Below are 17,537 nucleotides of genomic sequence, written 5' to 3'. Positions count from 1 at the left end.
CTGAGCTGACGGGCTGCACCCTCCGCCGAGGGGCCGACCACGTGCTGAAATCGATGAGGCGCTGCGACCGGCCGGGTCGCCGCTGGCCTTCGTCCGTCGAGAGGCGCTTCCCCTCCCCGCTCGAACCGCGCCGGCTCGTCCTCAGCCGGCGCGGGAGCGTGTCGTCGTCTTACTCGGCCGCCTCGGCTGGCGGGTCGAGCTGGTCGTTCGCGAGCTTCTTCGAGGAGGTGAGTTCCACGTTGAGGCCGAGCGAGCGCATTTCCTTCACGAGCACGTTGAAGCTCTCGGGGATGCCTGCCTCGAAGGTATCGTCGCCGCGGACGATGGCCTCGTAGACCTTGGTGCGGCCGGCGACATCGTCCGACTTCACCGTGAGCATTTCCTGCAGCGTGTAGGCCGCGCCATAGGCCTCCAGCGCCCAGACCTCCATCTCGCCGAAGCGCTGACCGCCGAACTGCGCCTTTCCGCCCAGCGGCTGCTGGGTAACGAGCGAATAAGGGCCGATCGACCGGGCGTGGATCTTGTCGTCCACGAGGTGGTGGAGCTTCAGCATGTAGATGTAGCCCATCGTCACCTTGCGGTCGAAGGGCTCGCCCGTACGTCCGTCATAGAGCGTCGACTGCGCCGAGCGGTCGAGCCCGGCCATCTCCAGCATCGTCTCGATATCGGCTTCCTTGGCGCCGTTGAACACCGGGGTCGCCATCGGCACGCCGCGGCGTACGTTGTTGGCGGCCTCCGCCATGTCCTCGTCGGACAGGCCTTCGAGCTCCGACGGCGAGTAGATCGCCTCCATCTCCGCCTTGAGGGGCGCGATGTCGTTGCTGCGGAGATAGGCGTCCACCGCGAGCCCGACCTTGCGGCCGAGACCGGCCGCCGCCCAGCCCAGATGGGTCTCCAGGATCTGGCCGACATTCATGCGCGAGGGCACGCCGAGAGGGTTGAGCACGATGTCGGCATGCGTCCCGTCCTCGAGGAACGGCATGTCCTCGATCGGCACGATCCGAGAGACGACACCCTTGTTGCCGTGGCGTCCGGCCATCTTGTCGCCAGGCTGGATCTTGCGCTTCACCGCGACGAAGACCTTGACCATCTTCATCACGCCCGGGGGCAATTCGTCGCCGCGCTGCAGCTTCTCGACCTTGTCGAGGAAACGCTGCTCGAGGCGCTTTTTCGACTCGTCGTACTGCTTCTGCATCGCTTCCATCTCGGTCATGAGACGGTCGTCGATGACGGCGAACTGCCACCATTGCGAGCGCGGGTACTCGTTCAGGAGCTCACGGCTGAGCGTGGTCTCCTTCTTGAAGCCCTTCGGGCCGGCGATCGGCGACTGGCCGATCAGGACGCCGGCGAGGCGGGCATAGGTGTTGCGGTCGAGGATCGCCTGCTCGTCGTCGCGATCCTTCGCGAGGCGCTCGATCTCCTCGCGCTCGATCGCCTGGGCGCGCTCGTCCTTGTCGACGCCGTGGCGGTTGAAGACGCGCACTTCCACGATGGTACCGGTGACCCCGGGCGGGACCCGGAGCGAGGTGTCGCGGACGTCCGAGGCCTTCTCGCCGAAGATGGCGCGGAGGAGCTTCTCCTCCGGCGTCATCGGGCTCTCGCCCTTCGGGGTGATCTTGCCGCAGAGGATGTCGCCCGCATGGACCTCGGCACCGATATAGACGATGCCGGCCTCGTCGAGGTTCTTCAGCGCCTCTTCCGAGACGTTGGGGATGTCGCGGGTGATTTCCTCAGGACCGAGCTTGGTGTCTCGGGCCATCACCTCGAACTCCTCGATATGGATCGAGGTGAACACGTCATCCTTCACGATCCGCTCGGAGAGCAGGATCGAGTCCTCGAAGTTGTAGCCGTTCCACGGCATGAACGCGACGAGCACGTTCCGGCCGAGCGCCAGCTCGCCGAACTCCGTCGACGGACCATCGGCGATGATCTCGCCCTTCTTCACCTGCTCGCCCACGCGGACCAGCGGCTTCTGCGTGATGCAGGTCGACTGGTTGGAGCGCTGGAACTTCTGCAGGCGGTAGATGTCGACGCCGGGCTTGTTGGCGTCGGCCTCTTCCGTGGCGCGGATGACGATACGGGTGGCGTCCACCTGATCGACGATGCCGGTGCGGCGGGCCGCGATGGCGGCGCCGGAATCGCGGGCCACCACGGCTTCCATGCCGGTGCCGACGAAGGGCGCGTCGGCACGGACCAGCGGCACCGCCTGGCGCTGCATGTTCGAGCCCATCAGCGCGCGGTTGGCGTCGTCGTTCTCGAGGAACGGGATCAGCGCCGCGGCGACGGAGACGAGCTGCTTCGGCGACACGTCCATGAGGTCGACGCGGTCCGGCGGCACGACGATGACGTCGCCGGCGCGACGGCAGACGACGAGGTCTTCCGTGAGCTTGAAGCTCTCGTCCATCTGGGCGTTGGCCTGGGCGACGTAGTACTTCGCCTCTTCCATGGCCGAGAGGTAGGAGACCTCCTTCGTGACGATCCCGTCCTTCACGCGACGGAACGGGGTCTCGATGAAGCCGTACTTGTTCACCCGCGCGAAGGTGGCGAGCGAGTTGATCAGTCCGATATTCGGGCCTTCCGGCGTCTCGATCGGGCAGATGCGGCCGTAATGGGTCGGGTGCACGTCGCGCACCTCGAAGCCGGCGCGCTCACGGGTGAGACCGCCCGGGCCGAGGGCCGAGAGGCGGCGCTTGTGCGTCACTTCCGAGAGCGGGTTGGTCTGGTCCATGAACTGCGACAGCTGCGACGAGCCGAAGAACTCGCGCACCGCGGCCGCGGCGGGCTTCGCGTTGATCAGGTCCTGCGGCATCACGGTGTCGATATCCACGGAGGACATGCGCTCCTTGATGGCGCGCTCCATCCGCAGGAGGCCCAGACGGTACTGGTTCTCCATCAGTTCGCCCACAGAGCGCACGCGACGGTTGCCGAGGTGATCGATGTCGTCGATCTCGCCCTTGCCGTCGCGCAGGTCCACGAGCGCCTTCACCACGGCGAGCATGTCCTCGCGGCGCAGGGTCCGCACGGTGTCCTCGGCGTCGAGGTCGAGGCGCATGTTCATCTTCACGCGGCCGACGGCCGAGAGGTCGTAGCGCTCGGAATCGAAGAACAGCGAGTGGAACATCGCTTCCGCGGTGTCGAGGGTCGGCGGCTCGCCGGGGCGCATGACGCGGTAGATGTCGAACAGCGCGCCCTCGCGGGACGAGTTCTTGTCCACGGCGAGAGTGTTGCGGATGTAGGGACCGACATTGACGTGATCGATGTCGAGGACGGGGAGCTCGGACACGCCGACTTCCTCGAGGCTCTTGAGGAGCTTGTCGGAAATCTCGTCTCCGGCCTCGGCCCAGATCTCGCCGGTCTTCGGGTTGACCAGATCCTCGGCGATGTACTGGCCGATCAGATCCTCGTCGGTGGCCTTGAGGAACTGCACGCCGCGCTCGCTGATCTGGCGCGCGTTGCGGGCGTTGAGCTTCTTGCCGGCTTCGAGCACGACCTCGCCGGAATCGGCGTCGACCAGGTCGACGGAGGCCTTGAAGCCCTTCAGACGGTCGGCATCGAACGGCACGCGCCATTCGGCGCCGTCGCGGTCGTAGATGACGCGGTTGTAGAAGGTCGAGAGGATTTCCTCGCCGTCGAGACCGAGGGCGAACAGCAGCGACGTCGCCGGAAGCTTGCGCTTCCGGTCGATACGGACATGCACGATGTCCTTGGCGTCGAACTCGACGTCGAGCCACGAGCCGCGATAGGGGATGATGCGCGCGGCGAAGAGCAGCTTGCCCGACGAGTGGGTCTTGCCCTTGTCGTGGTCGAAGAACACGCCCGGCGACCGGTGCATCTGCGAGACGATGACGCGCTCGGTGCCGTTGACGATGAAGGTGCCGTTCTCCGTCATCAGGGGCATGTCGCCCATGTAGACGTCCTGCTCCTTGATGTCCTTGACCGACTTCGCGCCGGTATCGGGGTCCACATCGAACACGATGAGGCGCAGCGTCACCTTGAGGGGAGCCGCGAAGGTGATGCCGCGCTGGCGACACTCGTCGACGTCGTATTTCGGCTGCTCGAACGTGTATTTCACGAATTCGAGGAGCGCGGTCGCCGAGAAGTCGGAGATCGGGAAGACCGACTTGAACACGGTCTGCAGGCCTTCGTCGCCCCGTCCGCCTTCCGGCTCGTCCATCATCAGGAACTGGTCGTAGGATGCCTTCTGAACCTCGATGAGGTTCGGCATCTCGGCGACTTCCTTGATCTTGCCGAAGAATTTGCGAATGCGCTTGCGACCGACCAGCGTGTTGGCCATGGGTGACCTCGCTCCTACGTCCCGCGTACCGGGTGCCCGGGGAAGGCTTTATGCCTCCCGCGACCAGGCGATGGACCTGTCCCGCCGGATCAGGCCCACCCGAAATGAATGCCGCCGGTCCGTTCCAGGACCGCTCGGTCGCCTGAAGCGACCTTAGCCCGCGGGTCGGAGACCCGCGGGCATCGGTGCCGGCCAGCCCCGGAGGGACCGGCCGGAAGTGACGGGCCCGTTTCGGCCCATCGGCAACTTACTTGAGCTCGACCTTGGCGCCGGCCTTTTCGAGCTGGGCCTTGAGCTTCTCGGCCTCTTCCTTGTTGACGGACTCCTTGACGGCCTTCGGAGCGCCCTCGACGAGGTCCTTGGCTTCCTTGAGGCCGAGGCCGGTGATCGCGCGGACCTCCTTGATGACCTCGATCTTCTTGTCGCCGGCGGCGGTGAGGAGAACCGTGAACTCGGTCTGCTCCTCGACGACGGCAGCCGGACCAGCGGCAGGGCCGGCGACGGCGACGGCAGCGGCGGCGGAGACGCCCCACTTCTCTTCGAGGAGCTTGGCGAGGTCGGCGGCTTCGAGAACGGTCAGCGAGGACAGGTCGTCGACGAGCTTGGCAAGATCAGCCATGTTGGTGTTCCTTTAGAAATCGATTTGAACGGATGGTTTGAGAAGAGCGATGCGGCCTCAGGCCGCTTCGCTCTGAGCCTCGTCCTTGGTGGCATAGGCCCCGAACACGCGAGCCAGCTTGGCAGCCGGAGCGTTGACGACCTGGGCGATCTTGGTCGCGGGAGCCTGGATGAGGCCCACGATCTTGGCGCGCAGTTCGTCGAGGGACGGAAGCGACGCGAGCGCCTTCACACCGTCCGGGTTCAGGGCAGTCGTTCCCATGGCGCCGCCGAGGATCACGAGCTTGTCGTTACCCTTGGCGAAGTCCACCGCAACCTTCGCAGCCGCGACCGGATCGCTCGAATAGGCGAGCAGGGTCGGACCCTTCAGGAGGGGCTTGATGGAGGCGACGTCCGTGCCATCGAGAGCGATGTTGGCGATGCGGTTCTTGGTGACCTTCACGGTGGCACCGGCCAGCTTCATCTGCGCGCGCAGCTTCTGCATCTCGGCGACCGTGAGGCCTTTGTAGTGGGCCACGACGACGACGGACGTGTTCGCGAACACGCCGTTGAGCGTCGAGACGAGATCAGCTTTTGCTGTCCTGTCCACTGGGGCTCTCTCCGGTTGGCGGGGCCCTCTCAGGGGAGGGTCCGCCGGTTGCACATGCCGCCCGGAACGGAACTCGGCTCAGCGAGAAGCCGGAACGTCCTGGACGACGCTTCACGGCCCTGTCCCCTGACATCCTCCGGAACGGTGGACGGCACGGGCGAGATGGTTCAAACCGATACCTCACTGCCCCGCGAATCGCGTGGCCGAAAGGGTCTTGAATTCGGTCTTCCCCGTCTGTGCAGGCTGGGGGATTAAGCCGGTCGCCCGGCGCCTGCAGTCTCGGACAGGACATGGCCGGACGAGGCTCAAAGAGGCTTCTCGCCCCTCAAAGCCTTCCGGCCATTATCGCCTGGTTGCCCAGACGAATTCGCATGTCGGATATCGACCGATCGGTCGAATCCTTTCAAAGTGTGAAAAACGTTGAGCGGGGTCTATAGGCCCTAGCAAACGCCCTGCCAAGTGCCCCGAGCGGATAATTCCGTCGCAGGCACGCGATTCGGGTTGACGTGATCGTCTTCCGCTCCAACCCCGAGCCGCTTGCGGGGCGGCCTCGATCACGGGCGGTCGAGTTCGAAAGCCGAGCCAACAGGCTTAGGATGGTGTCCACCGAACCGTCAGCAGGCCAGTCCGACACGTCGACCTCAGTCGGTACCCGTATCAAACCAGAGTTTCGATGTTGGCGCCCGCTCCAGGTTGGTTGACGCAGCACTCCGAACGACCGCTGTCTGTCACGGATGTCTGAGCGTCCGGATGAAGCGACAGTGAGCGCGGATCGACCGAGCGATGTGCGGCCGCGACGCGTTCTCGTGCTCGGCGGGACCGGCACCATCGGTCGTGCGACGGTGCGGGCCCTGGTGTCACGCGGTCATGAGGTCGTCTGCCTCGTCAGGCGTAGCGCCGAAATCCGCGATCCTTCAGGGCCGGCAGATCGGGACCGCCCGCCCTCGGGTGCGACCGCACGGTTCTCCGACGTGACGGATCCATCATCGCTGGTGCACGACGGCTTCCGCGGCGAGCCGTTCGACGTCCTGGTCTCCTGCCTCGCCTCGCGCACCGGATTGCCCCTCGACGCCTGGGCGATCGACTATCAGGCGCATGTGAACGCGTTGCACGCGAGCGGGGCCGCCGGCGTGACGCATGTCATCCATCTCTCGGCGATCTGCGTCCAGAAGCCGATCCTCGCCTTCCAGCATGCCAAGCTGGCTTACGAGGAGGTGCTGACCGCATCGGGGCTCGACTACACGATCGTACGGCCGACGGCCTTCTTCAAATCGCTCTCGGGGCAGATCGACCGCGTAAAACGCGGCAGGCCATTCCTGGTTTTCGGCAACGGCATGCTGACCGCCTGCAAGCCGATCAGCGACGACGACCTGGGCAGCTACCTCGCCGAATGCATCGACAACGCAGACCGGCGCAATCGCGTGCTCCCGATCGGCGGACCGGGCGAAGCGGTCACGCCGAAGGCACAGGGCGAGCGGCTCTTCGCCCTGCTCGGGCAAGAACCGCGATTCACCCATGTACCTGTGGTGATGCTGGACGTGATCATCGCCGTGCTGGCAACGCTCGGACGGCTGGTGCCGGCACTGGCGGCCAAGGCCGAGCTCGCGCGCATCGGGCGCTACTACGCCACCGAGTCCATGCTCGTCCTGGACCCGGCGACAGGGCGATACGATGCGGGTGCGACCCCTTCTACGGGGTCGGAAACACTGTTCGACTATTACGCGCGCCTGGTCCGAGGCGAGGCGGTCGCCGAGCGCGGAGACCACGCCGTGTTCTGACGACGCGGCGATCGGACCCCTGCAGACCGACGCCTCCTCGATCTCGTGAGGATCGACGTCCAAAAGCCCGATCCGACTCCGTCAGCACCGAAAGTGCGGAGGAATCCGGATTTCGACCACTAGGTCGGCAGGAACTTGCGCGCTGCCTGCCACCACGGCGTCCGTGCCTCGTCGCGCTTCTGGTCGGCCTTGGCGGCGTAGAACGATGCGTTGTGCTCGCCGCGTAGGGCCTCGCGGGTGAAGCGGATCAGGTGATGGGCCACGAAGCCCATGTTGAACACCGCCTCGATCTGTCCGCGCTTGAGGGCATGGCCCGCCGCGCGCCAGAACACGCCACGATAATCCGACATGATGCCCACGCGCAGGGCGATGTTGAATCCGAGCACGAGACCGCGACGCAAGTTCGTTCGCGTGAGCTTGCCCCTGGTCGGCGTCTTGATCCGGTGCGGGTAGGTTCGTTCCACCTGATAGCGGAAGCGCGCGAACAGGTTCTCCGGCTCGTAGGCATGGGCGATCGCCCGGCGCCAGCTCGCCACCACGTCGTCGTGAGGGCGCTTGAACAGGACGTTGGATTCCAGCGACGCGTCGTGCGTGAGCCGTCCTTCGCGGGTCAGCCGATCCCAGAGCGGGGTCTTGGGCAGGGCCTGGAGCAGGTTCATGGTCAGCACCGGCACCGCCGACTTGTCGACGAAGTCGATGAGCTTCTGCTCCGAACCGTCCGTCTCGGTGTCGAGGCCGAGGATGATGCCCGAGGTGACTTCGAGCCCGTAGCTGTTGAGCGTCTCGATGGCCTCGTACATGGGCACGGCGGCATTGTGCTTCTTGTCGATGCCCGCGAGAGCATCCTCTTCCGGCGTCTCGATACCGACGAAGACGGTCATGAAGTTCGCCTGGCGCATGAGCTCGAGGATGTCGGGCTGCTTGGCCATGTTCAGCGTCGCCTCGCAGGCGAACTGAAGCGGGTAATGATTCTTCTTCTGCCACTCCACGAGGTGGGGCAGCATGTCCTTCGTGGCCTTGCGGTTGCCGATGAAGTTGTCGTCGACGAAGTAGACCACCGCCGGATGGCCGGGCTGGGAGATGATCGCGTCGAGCTCGCCGAGCATCTGCTCGGGCGACTTCAGGCGCGGCTGGCGACCATAGAGCTGCGGGATGTCGCAGAACTCGCAGCGATACGGGCAGCCGGAGGAGAACTGAAGCGAGCCGATGAGGTAACGCTTGAGGGGGGCCGCCTCGTAGGCGGGCGCCGGAAAGTCGGAGAGCGGCAGGCGCTCCTTGGTCTCAAGCCGGACCTGACCCGCCGGGATCGACACGTCGCGGTCGAGGATCGCCACGAGCTCGTCGGTGGCATCGCCGATCTCGCCGATATGGAGATAGTCGAATTCCGGATATTGCTCGGGCGACCCGGAAACGGACGGCCCACCGAGCGCGGTCACCTTACCGGCCGCGTGCGCCCGGGCGTAGATGTCCCGGATCTGGGGTGCCTGGATGTGCATGCCCGATACGAACACCGCATCGGCCCAGGCGAAATCCTCCGGCCCGGCCCGTTTGATGTTCTCGTCGACGAACCGATACTCCCATTCCTCCGGCATGTAGGCCGCGATGAGGAGCAGGCCTTGCGGAGGCATGAAAGCCTTCACGCCGCCCATTAACGGGTAGGCATGGGCGAATGTCCCGAAGGACGGCGTGTACGCGGGAAAGACGCAGAGGATGCGTCGGCGGGATGAGACCGGGAGTGTGCATCGCATGGTCGAGGTATCTAGCACAGCTCGCGCGAAATGTGCGCTCCCTCGCGACGGTTTCGACGCGTCGTTTTTGCGCGTTTCGCCGGCTCGCCGAACCGGGCGCCCATGATGCAGGTCACGGACGATCCGGGTCCGAAGATGATCCTCGCGTATTTATGCGATTTCCGAAGATAATAGTCTATAACACAACCAATAAATCGAAATGAATTGGAATTATCCTCGGTCGATTAAATAAAAAGATCGTTTGATCAAGTTTTTGTGCGCGGCTTGCGATCGACGATGCGATCTCGTGGAAAGGCCTGTGATCGCACGCTCCCGCCCGCAGCGAGACGAGCATTCCTCGCCGGAGCGCAACCGTGTCCTTCAGAACCCTTCTTGCCGTCCGCATCGCTCTGGCCTTGGCGACGCTCGGGCATGTAGCGATTCCCGCCGCCGAACAGAGTCGGGATCGAACGAGCCCCCGGTTTTCATCGAATGGCGCGACGCTGACCTCGCCGCTCCGAATCCGAGGCTCGTCGAGGTCAGCGTCGCCGGGCCTCTACGAGCGGGCCATGTGGCCGGTGCGGAGAACGTGGCCTGGCACACCGAACTCGTGGAGACCGTGAGCCGCGACGTCGCCGGACCCGAGAAATTCGCCGCACTGGCCGGTGTCTGGTGAAGCTGCTCGACGGCGGCCGCAGGAATGGGAGGCGCGAGAAGCACCGGTTGGAGACCCGCAATCCGGTACGAGCGGCCTCGCAATCCGGTACCAACTCCCCCGCGATCCGGTATAAACGGCCTCGCAATCCGGTACGAAGGCCGCCTCGATCCTGTACCGAGCACGGCTCTCCGACGTCCTCGCCGTGGCGCGCAGGGAGCGGGACGGGACGATCCTCGCCATCCGCTCGCCGGACGAATTCTCGGGCGAGATCATCGTGACGGCAGGCTGGCCGGGCGGCCGGGCGCTGGTCGGTGCCGCATCGGGTCGGGTCTTCGGCTTTGCAATGTTTGGCGGCCTCACCGCGACGTTGACTGCGGGCCGCCGCTTCCGGCTCCTACCGTAGACGAACGAAAACGCCCGGCCGCAGGGCCGGGCGTTTTCTCATGTTCGTCCTCGAAAAGGCCGCCGATCAGGCGGTCAGCACGCTGGCCGGCTCGACCTTCACACCCGGACCCATCGACGATGTCACGGCGATACGTTGGATGTATGTGCCCTTTGCGCCAGTGGGCTTGGCCTTGGCCACCGCATCGGCGAAAGCCTTGATGTTCTCGACGAGTTTGGTCTCGTCGAAGGAGACTTTGCCGATGCCGGCATGGACGATGCCGGCCTTTTCGACCCGGAACTCCACCGAGCCTCCCTTGGCGCCGGCGACCGCGGACTTCACGTCCATGGTGACGGTGCCAACTTTCGGGTTCGGCATCAGTCCGCGCGGGCCGAGCACCTTGCCGAGACGGCCGACCAGCGGCATCAGGTCCGGGGTCGCGATGCAGCGATCGAACTCGATCTTGCCGCTCTGGACGATCTCGAGCAGGTCCTCGGCTCCGACGATGTCGGCACCCGCGGCCTTGGCCTCGTCGGCTTTGGCGCCGCGGGCGAACACTGCCACCCGCACGGTGCGGCCGGAGCCGTTCGGCAGGTTACAGACGCCGCGGACCATTTGATCGGCATGGCGCGGGTCGACGCCGAGGTTCATCGAGATTTCCACGGTCTCGTCGAACTTGGCGCTGGCCTTCTGCTTCACCAGGGCGATCGCCTCGGCGATCGGATAGAGCTTGAGAGCGTCGATGCCCTCGCGGGCGGCGCGGATGCGCTTGCCTTCATGTGCCATTGTGCCCTCCCCCTTAAGCGACGACGTCGAGGCCCATGGCTCGCGCGGAGCCACGGATCATGGCGACGGCGGCGTCAACCGAGTCGCAGTTCAGGTCGGGCATCTTCTTCTCGGCGATTTCGCGAAGCTGAGCCTCGGTGACCTTGCCCACCGTCGGGCCCTTGCCCGGAGTCTTGGAGCCGGAAGCCGGCTTCTTGCCGATTTTCAGGCCGGCGGCCTTCTTCAGGAAGAAGGTGACCGGCGGCTGCTTCATCTCGAAGGTGAAGGAGCGGTCCTGGTACGCCGTGATGACGACCGGGATCGGGGTGCCCTTCTCGATCTGTGAGGTCTTCGCATTGAAGGCCTTGCAGAATTCCATGATGTTGAGACCACGCTGACCGAGCGCGGGGCCGATGGGCGGCGACGGGTTCGCGGCGCCGGCCGGAACCTGAAGCTTCACGTAGCCCGTGATCTTCTTTGCCATAGGGACTGCTCCCAAATGTAGCCCGCCGCCCGGCTGCCTCGAGCACGGTCGGATCGAGCGGTTGCAGGTCGCGGTGCGGCCCGTGGATCCCGGCGGCAAACCGGGCGGACCTCCCGCGGATTATGACGAATGGCGAGTAGCGAGTAGGGGCTGCCTACATCCTCCATTCACCATTCGCCTGACGATCAGGCTTTTTCGACCTGAGCGTATTCGAGTTCCACTGGAGTAGCGCGGCCGAAGATTGAGACGGCGACCTTGAGGCGCGAACGGCTCTCGTCGATTTCCTCGACGGTGCCGTTGAAGGAAGCGAAGGGGCCATCGGCGACGCGGACGGTCTCTCCGATCTCGAAAGAGATCGAAGGCTTGGGACGGTCTACGCCCTCCGCGACCTGACCCTTGATTCGCTCGGCTTCCGAGTCAGGGATTGGAACCGGCTTCGACTTGTCAGCGCCAAGGAATCCAGTGACCTTCGGGGTGTTCTTGATGAGGTGGTAGACCTCATCAGTGAGATCGCACTTTACCAGGACGTAGCCTGGAAAGAACTTGCGTTCTGCATCAACCTTGCGGCCTCGGCGAACCTCGACGACCTTCTCCGTGGGGACCATTACTTCGTCGAACAGTTCCATCAGCCCGCGCTGCGCCGCCTGATCCTTGATGGACTGGGCGACCTTGTTCTCGAAGTTCGAGTAGGCGTGGACGATGTACCAGCGTTTCGACACGATTCTCACCAAATCCTGACGTCGGCCTGCCCGGTCGCGACGACGCGCCCAGGAAGACTCAATTATTCTAGGCGCCGACCCCGAGGATCAAGGTCACGACGTAACGCAGAGCTTGGTCGACGAGAGTGAAGAAAATGCTCGCCGCCACGACCATAATGAACACCATGATGGTCGTCACAGTGGTCTCTTTGCGGGTCGGCCACGTGACCTTGCGGCCCTCATCGCGGACCTGGGCAAGGAATTCGAATGGGCCGACGCGCTTGGGTGCCGGCCGAGCGGGCGGGGTCACCCGCGTCGGCGTCGGCGTGGCGGAACCGCGCTGCGGAGTACGCGTCGGATCCACCTTCTTCGTTGCTTCGTTCGATGCCATTGATGCCAACAACAGGAAAATTGGTGCAGACCGGAAAGCGGACCGATGCGGAGGTTCTGGTCGAACCCCGCACCGAACACATTCGCTGATCTCGGATTGCGAACGCTCTAGCGCAACTCCCCGGTCTTGTCGACCATCGTACGCCAGCCGGCTGAAAGCGAGAGACAAGCTTCAGACCGATGTTCCCGCGAGAGGATCAATCCGTCGTTGCGCATGAAGCAAATGGCAGGAGTGGAGGGACTCGAACCCGCAACCTCCGGTTTTGGAGACCGGCGCTCTGACCAGTTGAGCTACACTCCTACGCGGCACGTTCCATGCCTCATAGCCGAGCCGGGCGCAAGGGATTCTGAGATCGAGACAGCGAAATTCGATGTTTCCTATCGGCCGTGCTCAGTGAGCTCGTGGCTGTTCAGAGGGCGGATACCGTCCTTCGAGTAGGAGAAGAGCTCATCGCTTCGGCCGTATGGACCCTTGCGCATGTACATCGTCACGATGGAAGCGAGTCGGTCTTTACCCTCACTGTTCGATGACCACGCGATAAGAACATCCCGTGTGGGGACTGCGGCGACGATACTCTGCGTTCCGAGGCCCTCCTGGATCTGGTCCATCACCATGGGCAGGAGCAAACAGGCCGCGGCATAGCCGCTCTCGTTGGCGAGAGTCGCGAAATAGCCGGATTTTCCGGTCGCCGAGACGTGGACCTGGATGTCGCCCGAGGCGAGTTCGAGGTTGCGTCTGGCGACCCGCTCGACGGTTGCCTGATCGACGCCCCATCCCTCGAAGATTGAATGGGTCACGAGCTGGTAACGCTTCTCCTCATCGAGGGCGTAGGCAACGAGGAGACGCTCGGAGAAGCGGCGGCAGGTCAGGGTCGGCACCTGCTCGCGGTACTCGATGGGAACAAGCTGGATGCGCAGGCGGACCGAAGCCTTGGGGAAGGTCTCTGCCGGCGCCGGCGTCGCAGGAAGAGGCTTCGCGGTAGCGAGCGGATGGAGGTAGTTGACGATGACGGCCCTACGCTCTGCGCCGATCAAGTCGGTGACTTTTTGGCGAATGTTGCCGAGGAACAGCGTGAAGCGGCCGATGATGATCTGCTCCAGATCATCATCGTCCACCGTGACCGTCACGGCGGGATAATCAACGCGCAGAATAGAGAGGACTTCTTCTCGAAATGTCAGAAGCGACGCGCGCTTTTGAGACGGAAAATTTTTGGCGGGAAAGCTGTTCGCTGGCAATGATGCCGTCAGTAGTAGCAGGGATCCCCCGATGACGCGGCGTCGAGAAAGTGCGCTGACGAAACGTGCTGGCGGTATCGAATCCATGAAACAGCCTCGCGGCATACAACCCATGGTTTAGAAACGATGATGCCGGAGGCTCGTCAAGACGAGCCTCCGGCATCAATGTGGACAACCAACGGTGGAGACTGAGCGTTCTGAACTTAATCGTTGATGGCGGCGACGACGCCGGCGCCGACGGTGCGTCCGCCTTCGCGGATGGCGAAGCGCAGCTTTTCTTCCATGGCGACGGGGACGATGAGGGTGACGTCCATGGTGACGCTGTCACCGGGCATCACCATCTCGGTGCCCTCGGGAAGGACGCAGACACCGGTCACGTCCGTTGTGCGGAAGTAGAACTGCGGGCGGTAGTTGGTGAAGAACGGGGTGTGGCGGCCGCCCTCCTCCTTGGTGAGGATGTAGGCCTCGGCCTTGAACTTGGTGTGGGGCTTGACCGAGCCGGGCTTGCACACGACCTGGCCGCGCTCGACGTCCTCGCGCTTGGTGCCGCGCAGGAGCACGCCGACATTGTCGCCGGCCTGGCCCTGGTCGAGCAGCTTGCGGAACATCTCGACGCCCGTGACCGTGGTGGTCTGGGTGTCGCGGATGCCGACGATCTCCACGGTCTCGCCGACCTTGACGATGCCGCGCTCGACGCGACCCGTCACCACGGTGCCGCGGCCCGAGATCGAGAACACGTCCTCGATCGGCATCAGGAACGGCTTGTCGATCGGACGCTCGGGCTGCGGGATGTAGGCATCCACCGAGGCCATCAGGGCGATGACCGCGTCGTGGCCGACGGCCTTGTCGCCGTTGTCCAGCGCCACCTTGGCCGAACCCTTGGTGATCGGGATGTCGTCGCCGGGGAAGTCGTACTTGGAGAGCAGTTCGCGCACCTCCATCTCGACGAGCTCGAGGAGCTCCTCGTCGTCGACGAGATCGACCTTGTTGAGGAACACCACCAGCGCCGGCACGCCGACCTGACGGGCGAGCAGGATGTGCTCGCGGGTCTGGGGCATCGGGCCGTCGGCGGCCGAGACCACCAGGATCGCGCCGTCCATCTGCGCCGCACCGGTGATCATGTTCTTCACGTAATCGGCGTGACCCGGGCAATCGACGTGGGCGTAGTGGCGATTGGCGGTCTCGTACTCGACATGCGCCGTCGAGATCGTGATGCCGCGGGCCTTCTCCTCAGGCGCCTTGTCAATCTGGTCGTAGGCCGTGAACGTCGCTCCGCCCGTCTCGGCCAGAACCTTCGTGATCGCCGCCGTCAACGACGTCTTGCCGTGGTCGACGTGACCGATCGTGCCGATGTTGCAATGCGGCTTCGTGCGCGCGAATTTCTCTTTGGCCATCGTCACATTCCTAAGACAAAGTCACATGAGCGGTCGCCCTGGGCGGCGATCGAGATGTCGAGCCGGGCGAAAGACGCCGCCCGGATAGAGGCTTGGCGTCAGATGATCAAGGGATGATCCCTGCGGAGGTCAAATCGAGGCCGGATGCGATGCAGACCGGCCTGTCGTTATCGGCAGTTCCGCAAGAGCCAAGCGGCATAGCCCTCAACGTACCTGTCGGTCATGCGGAGGGTGGGGTCGGTGGTTCGACGGCGACCGCGATCACCGTCGAGAGGCCGCCGAAGAGTGGGATCGATTGGAACGGGCCCTTGTAGCTCAGCAGGGTGTCTCCGGTCCGCTTGTCGACACGATCGATATCCATCTGGACCTTGACGTCTTGGTCGATGAAGATTCGCTACCGCCCTCCTACGCCCGCAGACTACGTCGTTACACGGTCCCGGAGACCACGAACTGCGCTCCGAGCGGCACCCAGCCGATCGCCTTCTCGACACTCTGGACCCAGGGCCGCCGGAACGGGAAGGCCAGGAAGTATCGGCTCCGAATGTTCCGTAGCCCTTGTTCCGCTAGCAGCGTGCGGGTCTCGTGGGCACCGAGCAGCACGGCGTCGTGATCGAAGGGGCAGCGTGACACCGCGAGCCGCGTCAGAGGGTTCCAGGGATTGTGCTCAATTATTGCCACGAGACCGCCACGGCGGGTCACGCGCCGCATGTTGGCCAACAAGCCGGAACGCTCGATGACGGGGACGTGATGGAAGACGCAGACGGCGAGCGTCGCGTCGAATGCCCCATTTTCGAAAGGCAATGTGCTGCCTTCCTGAAGGCGGTAGAGGTTGTCGGGGTTCTCGCTCCCCGCACGGGCCAGGGATTCGGGCGAGGGATCGGTGCCGCTCACCCGTGAGGCGATGCCAGTAAGGCGACGATGTAGGAGGCCGACGCCGCAGCCCACATCAAGAAGCGTCGGGCGGGAGGCACCGAAGTGCCGGCCGAACACGTCTGCGAGCAGATCGGCCTTCGCGGTCACGAAGAAGCCGTGCTCTAGACCGGAAAAGGCGATCGATTCCTCGACGACTGATTCGTAACTTGTGCGGTACGCGTCGAACGCGTTCGTCATGCTGCAATCCTCGACTTTGCCGCTTTCTCGCCCTCAGGAAAGCCGACGGCCCGGCCGACGACGTAGAGCGGACGCTGCTTCACCTCGGTGTGGATCCGGCCGACATAGAGTCCGACGATGCCGGTCATCAGCAAGTTCATGCCGGCGAGGAACGAGACGAGGACGATGATCGAGGCCCAGCCTGTGACGAGGGTCGGGTCGTGAAGCGCTCGCAGGGCGATATAGAGACCGTAAGCAAGTGCGCCGAGGGAGACGCCGGTCCCCGCCCAGAGGGCGAAGCGAAGTGGCACGTCCGAGAAGCCGACAATGCCGTCGAAAGCGAGTCGCAGCATCTTCGACCAGCCGTACTTGGTTTGACCAGCCGTACGCGATAGGCGGTGGAACGGCACTGCGATCTGGCGGAAGCCCATCCAGCTGAACATTCCGCGCACGAAACGGTTTCGCTCGGGCATGGCGAGAAAGGCATCGAGCGCCTTGCGATCGACGAGGCGGAAATCGCCGACATCGGCCGGGATGTCTATGGCCGTCAGCGCGCGGATGAGGCGATAGAATAACCCGGCAGTCCAGCGCTTGAAGCGGCTTTCACCCTCCCGGCTCAGGCGCTTGGCGTAGACGATCTCGTAGCCTTCGCGCCATTTGGCGGCGAGATCGAGGACGACCTCCGGCGGGTCCTGCAGATCGGCATCCATCACCACTACGGCGGCGCCGGAGGCACGTTCCATGCCTGCAGTAATGGCGATCTGATGGCCGAAATTACGCGACAGAGCGAGGTAACGATAACGCGGATCGTCCTTGGCACGACCGGCGGCTACGATCCCGGTCGTGTCGGTGCTGCCATCGTCGACGAGGATCACCTCCGCTGGCCCATCGAGTTTGTTGAGAAGCTGGTCGAGGCGATGCAGCAGCAGCGGCAGGACAGCCTCCTCGTTGAACAAGGGAACGACGAGGCTGTAGGTCGGCGTGCCGATTTGCGCAGAGGGAGATATCACGGTCATGCGTGTCGCCGACGGACGGAAGGTCCGATCCTTCAGACGGTAAGGAAGTATGATTAAGACGGCTCTAATCGTCCAATCTGCTGCCTTTCTCTCGAACGCAGTCGCCTCCGCCGAATCATCGACCAGCCTCTGCCTTCGGGCTGACGGGACCGCCCTCGCTTCCGGACCCGGCCGTTCCGTTGAGAAGGCGGCCGCTAAAACTCGTGTTCAGGCCGACGACGATGAGGAAGGCCACCAGATGCACGGCTAAATCCGTCGCAGTGGCATCGTGAGGATGAAACGGCACCAAGAGGGCAGCCGCGGCGGCGGCGAGGCCGCCCAATGCCGCTGTCAGATTCGGATTCAGTGGACAGGCACGGCGCAGCATCAGCAGGATGGAGAGAGGCAATGAGACGCTCACTAGTGCACTGACGCGGTCA

The 17,537-nt window shown here is 64.1% G+C and carries 16 protein-coding genes and 1 tRNA gene; 2 read left to right on the top strand and 15 right to left on the bottom strand.

Going from position 1 to position 17,537, the window contains the following annotated elements; all coding sequences use genetic code 11:
- Positions 1–169 precede the first annotated feature (169 nt).
- The 3 genes from rpoB to rplJ all read right to left on the bottom strand — a co-directional run bounded on the left by rpoB (position 170) and on the right by rplJ (position 5,501).
- Positions 170–4,294 (bottom strand): DNA-directed RNA polymerase subunit beta, encoded by a 4,125-nt coding sequence (gene rpoB / locus ACFQ4G_RS05530; RefSeq protein WP_238208803.1) that lies wholly within the window; start codon positions 4,292–4,294, stop codon positions 170–172.
- 247 nt (positions 4,295–4,541) lie between these two features.
- Positions 4,542–4,913, bottom strand: a complete 372-nt coding sequence (gene rplL / locus ACFQ4G_RS05525; RefSeq protein WP_018044238.1) for a 50S ribosomal protein L7/L12 — start codon at positions 4,911–4,913, stop codon at positions 4,542–4,544.
- A gap of 57 nt (positions 4,914–4,970) precedes the next feature.
- Positions 4,971–5,501, bottom strand: coding sequence for a 50S ribosomal protein L10 (gene rplJ / locus ACFQ4G_RS05520; protein WP_238208802.1), 531 nt, complete (start codon positions 5,499–5,501; stop codon positions 4,971–4,973).
- Between the two features lie 806 nt (positions 5,502–6,307).
- Here rplJ and ACFQ4G_RS05515 point away from each other — a divergent pair.
- On the top strand, positions 6,308–7,279 hold the full coding sequence (locus tag ACFQ4G_RS05515) for an NAD(P)H-binding protein (protein WP_379039881.1): 972 nt from the start codon (positions 6,308–6,310) through the stop codon (positions 7,277–7,279).
- 119 nt (positions 7,280–7,398) lie between these two features.
- Here ACFQ4G_RS05515 and ACFQ4G_RS05510 read toward each other — a convergent pair whose 3' ends face one another.
- Positions 7,399–9,027: a B12-binding domain-containing radical SAM protein gene (locus ACFQ4G_RS05510; RefSeq protein WP_238208800.1), complete on the bottom strand. Its 1,629-nt coding sequence runs from the start codon at positions 9,025–9,027 to the stop codon at positions 7,399–7,401.
- Positions 9,028–9,866: 839 nt separating this feature from the next.
- Here ACFQ4G_RS05510 and ACFQ4G_RS05505 point away from each other — a divergent pair.
- Positions 9,867–10,067 (top strand): hypothetical protein, encoded by a 201-nt coding sequence (locus ACFQ4G_RS05505; protein ID WP_238208799.1) that lies wholly within the window; start codon positions 9,867–9,869, stop codon positions 10,065–10,067.
- A 66-nt stretch (positions 10,068–10,133) separates the two neighbouring features.
- On the opposite strand, the gene rplA is transcribed toward ACFQ4G_RS05505, so the two are convergent.
- The 11 genes from rplA to ACFQ4G_RS05450 form a co-directional block, all read right to left on the bottom strand.
- Positions 10,134–10,832, bottom strand: coding sequence for a 50S ribosomal protein L1 (gene rplA, locus ACFQ4G_RS05500; RefSeq protein WP_238208798.1), 699 nt, complete (start codon positions 10,830–10,832; stop codon positions 10,134–10,136).
- Between the two features lie 13 nt (positions 10,833–10,845).
- The gene (gene rplK / locus ACFQ4G_RS05495; RefSeq protein WP_018044245.1) at positions 10,846–11,295 is read right to left on the bottom strand and encodes a 50S ribosomal protein L11; all 450 of its coding nucleotides are present in this window, start codon (positions 11,293–11,295) and stop codon (positions 10,846–10,848) included.
- A 185-nt stretch (positions 11,296–11,480) separates the two neighbouring features.
- On the bottom strand, positions 11,481–12,014 hold the full coding sequence (nusG, locus tag ACFQ4G_RS05490; protein WP_238208797.1) for a transcription termination/antitermination protein NusG: 534 nt from the start codon (positions 12,012–12,014) through the stop codon (positions 11,481–11,483).
- A 67-nt stretch (positions 12,015–12,081) separates the two neighbouring features.
- Complete coding sequence (gene secE, locus ACFQ4G_RS05485; RefSeq protein WP_238208796.1) at positions 12,082–12,384, bottom strand: preprotein translocase subunit SecE; 303 nt, start codon at positions 12,382–12,384, stop codon at positions 12,082–12,084.
- Between the two features lie 223 nt (positions 12,385–12,607).
- Positions 12,608–12,684, bottom strand: a tRNA-Trp gene (locus ACFQ4G_RS05480).
- A 77-nt stretch (positions 12,685–12,761) separates the two neighbouring features.
- Positions 12,762–13,706 (bottom strand): DUF1444 family protein, encoded by a 945-nt coding sequence (locus ACFQ4G_RS05475; RefSeq protein ID WP_238208795.1) that lies wholly within the window; start codon positions 13,704–13,706, stop codon positions 12,762–12,764.
- Between the two features lie 116 nt (positions 13,707–13,822).
- Positions 13,823–15,013: an elongation factor Tu gene (gene tuf, locus ACFQ4G_RS05470; RefSeq protein ID WP_238209109.1), complete on the bottom strand. Its 1,191-nt coding sequence runs from the start codon at positions 15,011–15,013 to the stop codon at positions 13,823–13,825.
- Positions 15,014–15,233: 220 nt separating this feature from the next.
- A complete protein-coding gene (locus ACFQ4G_RS05465) occupies positions 15,234–15,374 on the bottom strand; it encodes a hypothetical protein (protein WP_238206031.1) in 141 nt (46 codons plus the stop codon).
- Positions 15,375–15,439: 65 nt separating this feature from the next.
- On the bottom strand, positions 15,440–16,123 hold the full coding sequence (locus ACFQ4G_RS05460) for a class I SAM-dependent methyltransferase (RefSeq protein ID WP_238206029.1): 684 nt from the start codon (positions 16,121–16,123) through the stop codon (positions 15,440–15,442).
- A complete protein-coding gene (locus ACFQ4G_RS05455) occupies positions 16,120–17,118 on the bottom strand; it encodes a glycosyltransferase family 2 protein (RefSeq protein WP_238206027.1) in 999 nt (332 codons plus the stop codon). The genes ACFQ4G_RS05460 and ACFQ4G_RS05455 overlap by 4 nt, the downstream gene beginning before the upstream one ends.
- Positions 17,119–17,233: 115 nt before the next feature.
- Positions 17,234–17,506, bottom strand: coding sequence for a DUF1109 domain-containing protein (locus tag ACFQ4G_RS05450; RefSeq protein WP_379039843.1), 273 nt, complete (start codon positions 17,504–17,506; stop codon positions 17,234–17,236).
- Positions 17,507–17,537 lie beyond the last annotated feature (31 nt).

The sequence above is a fragment of the Methylobacterium marchantiae genome, assembly GCF_042679825.1.
In the GTDB taxonomy this organism is placed as follows: domain Bacteria; phylum Pseudomonadota; class Alphaproteobacteria; order Rhizobiales; family Beijerinckiaceae; genus Methylobacterium; species Methylobacterium marchantiae.
This window is presented reverse-complemented; position numbering and strand designations above follow the sequence as displayed.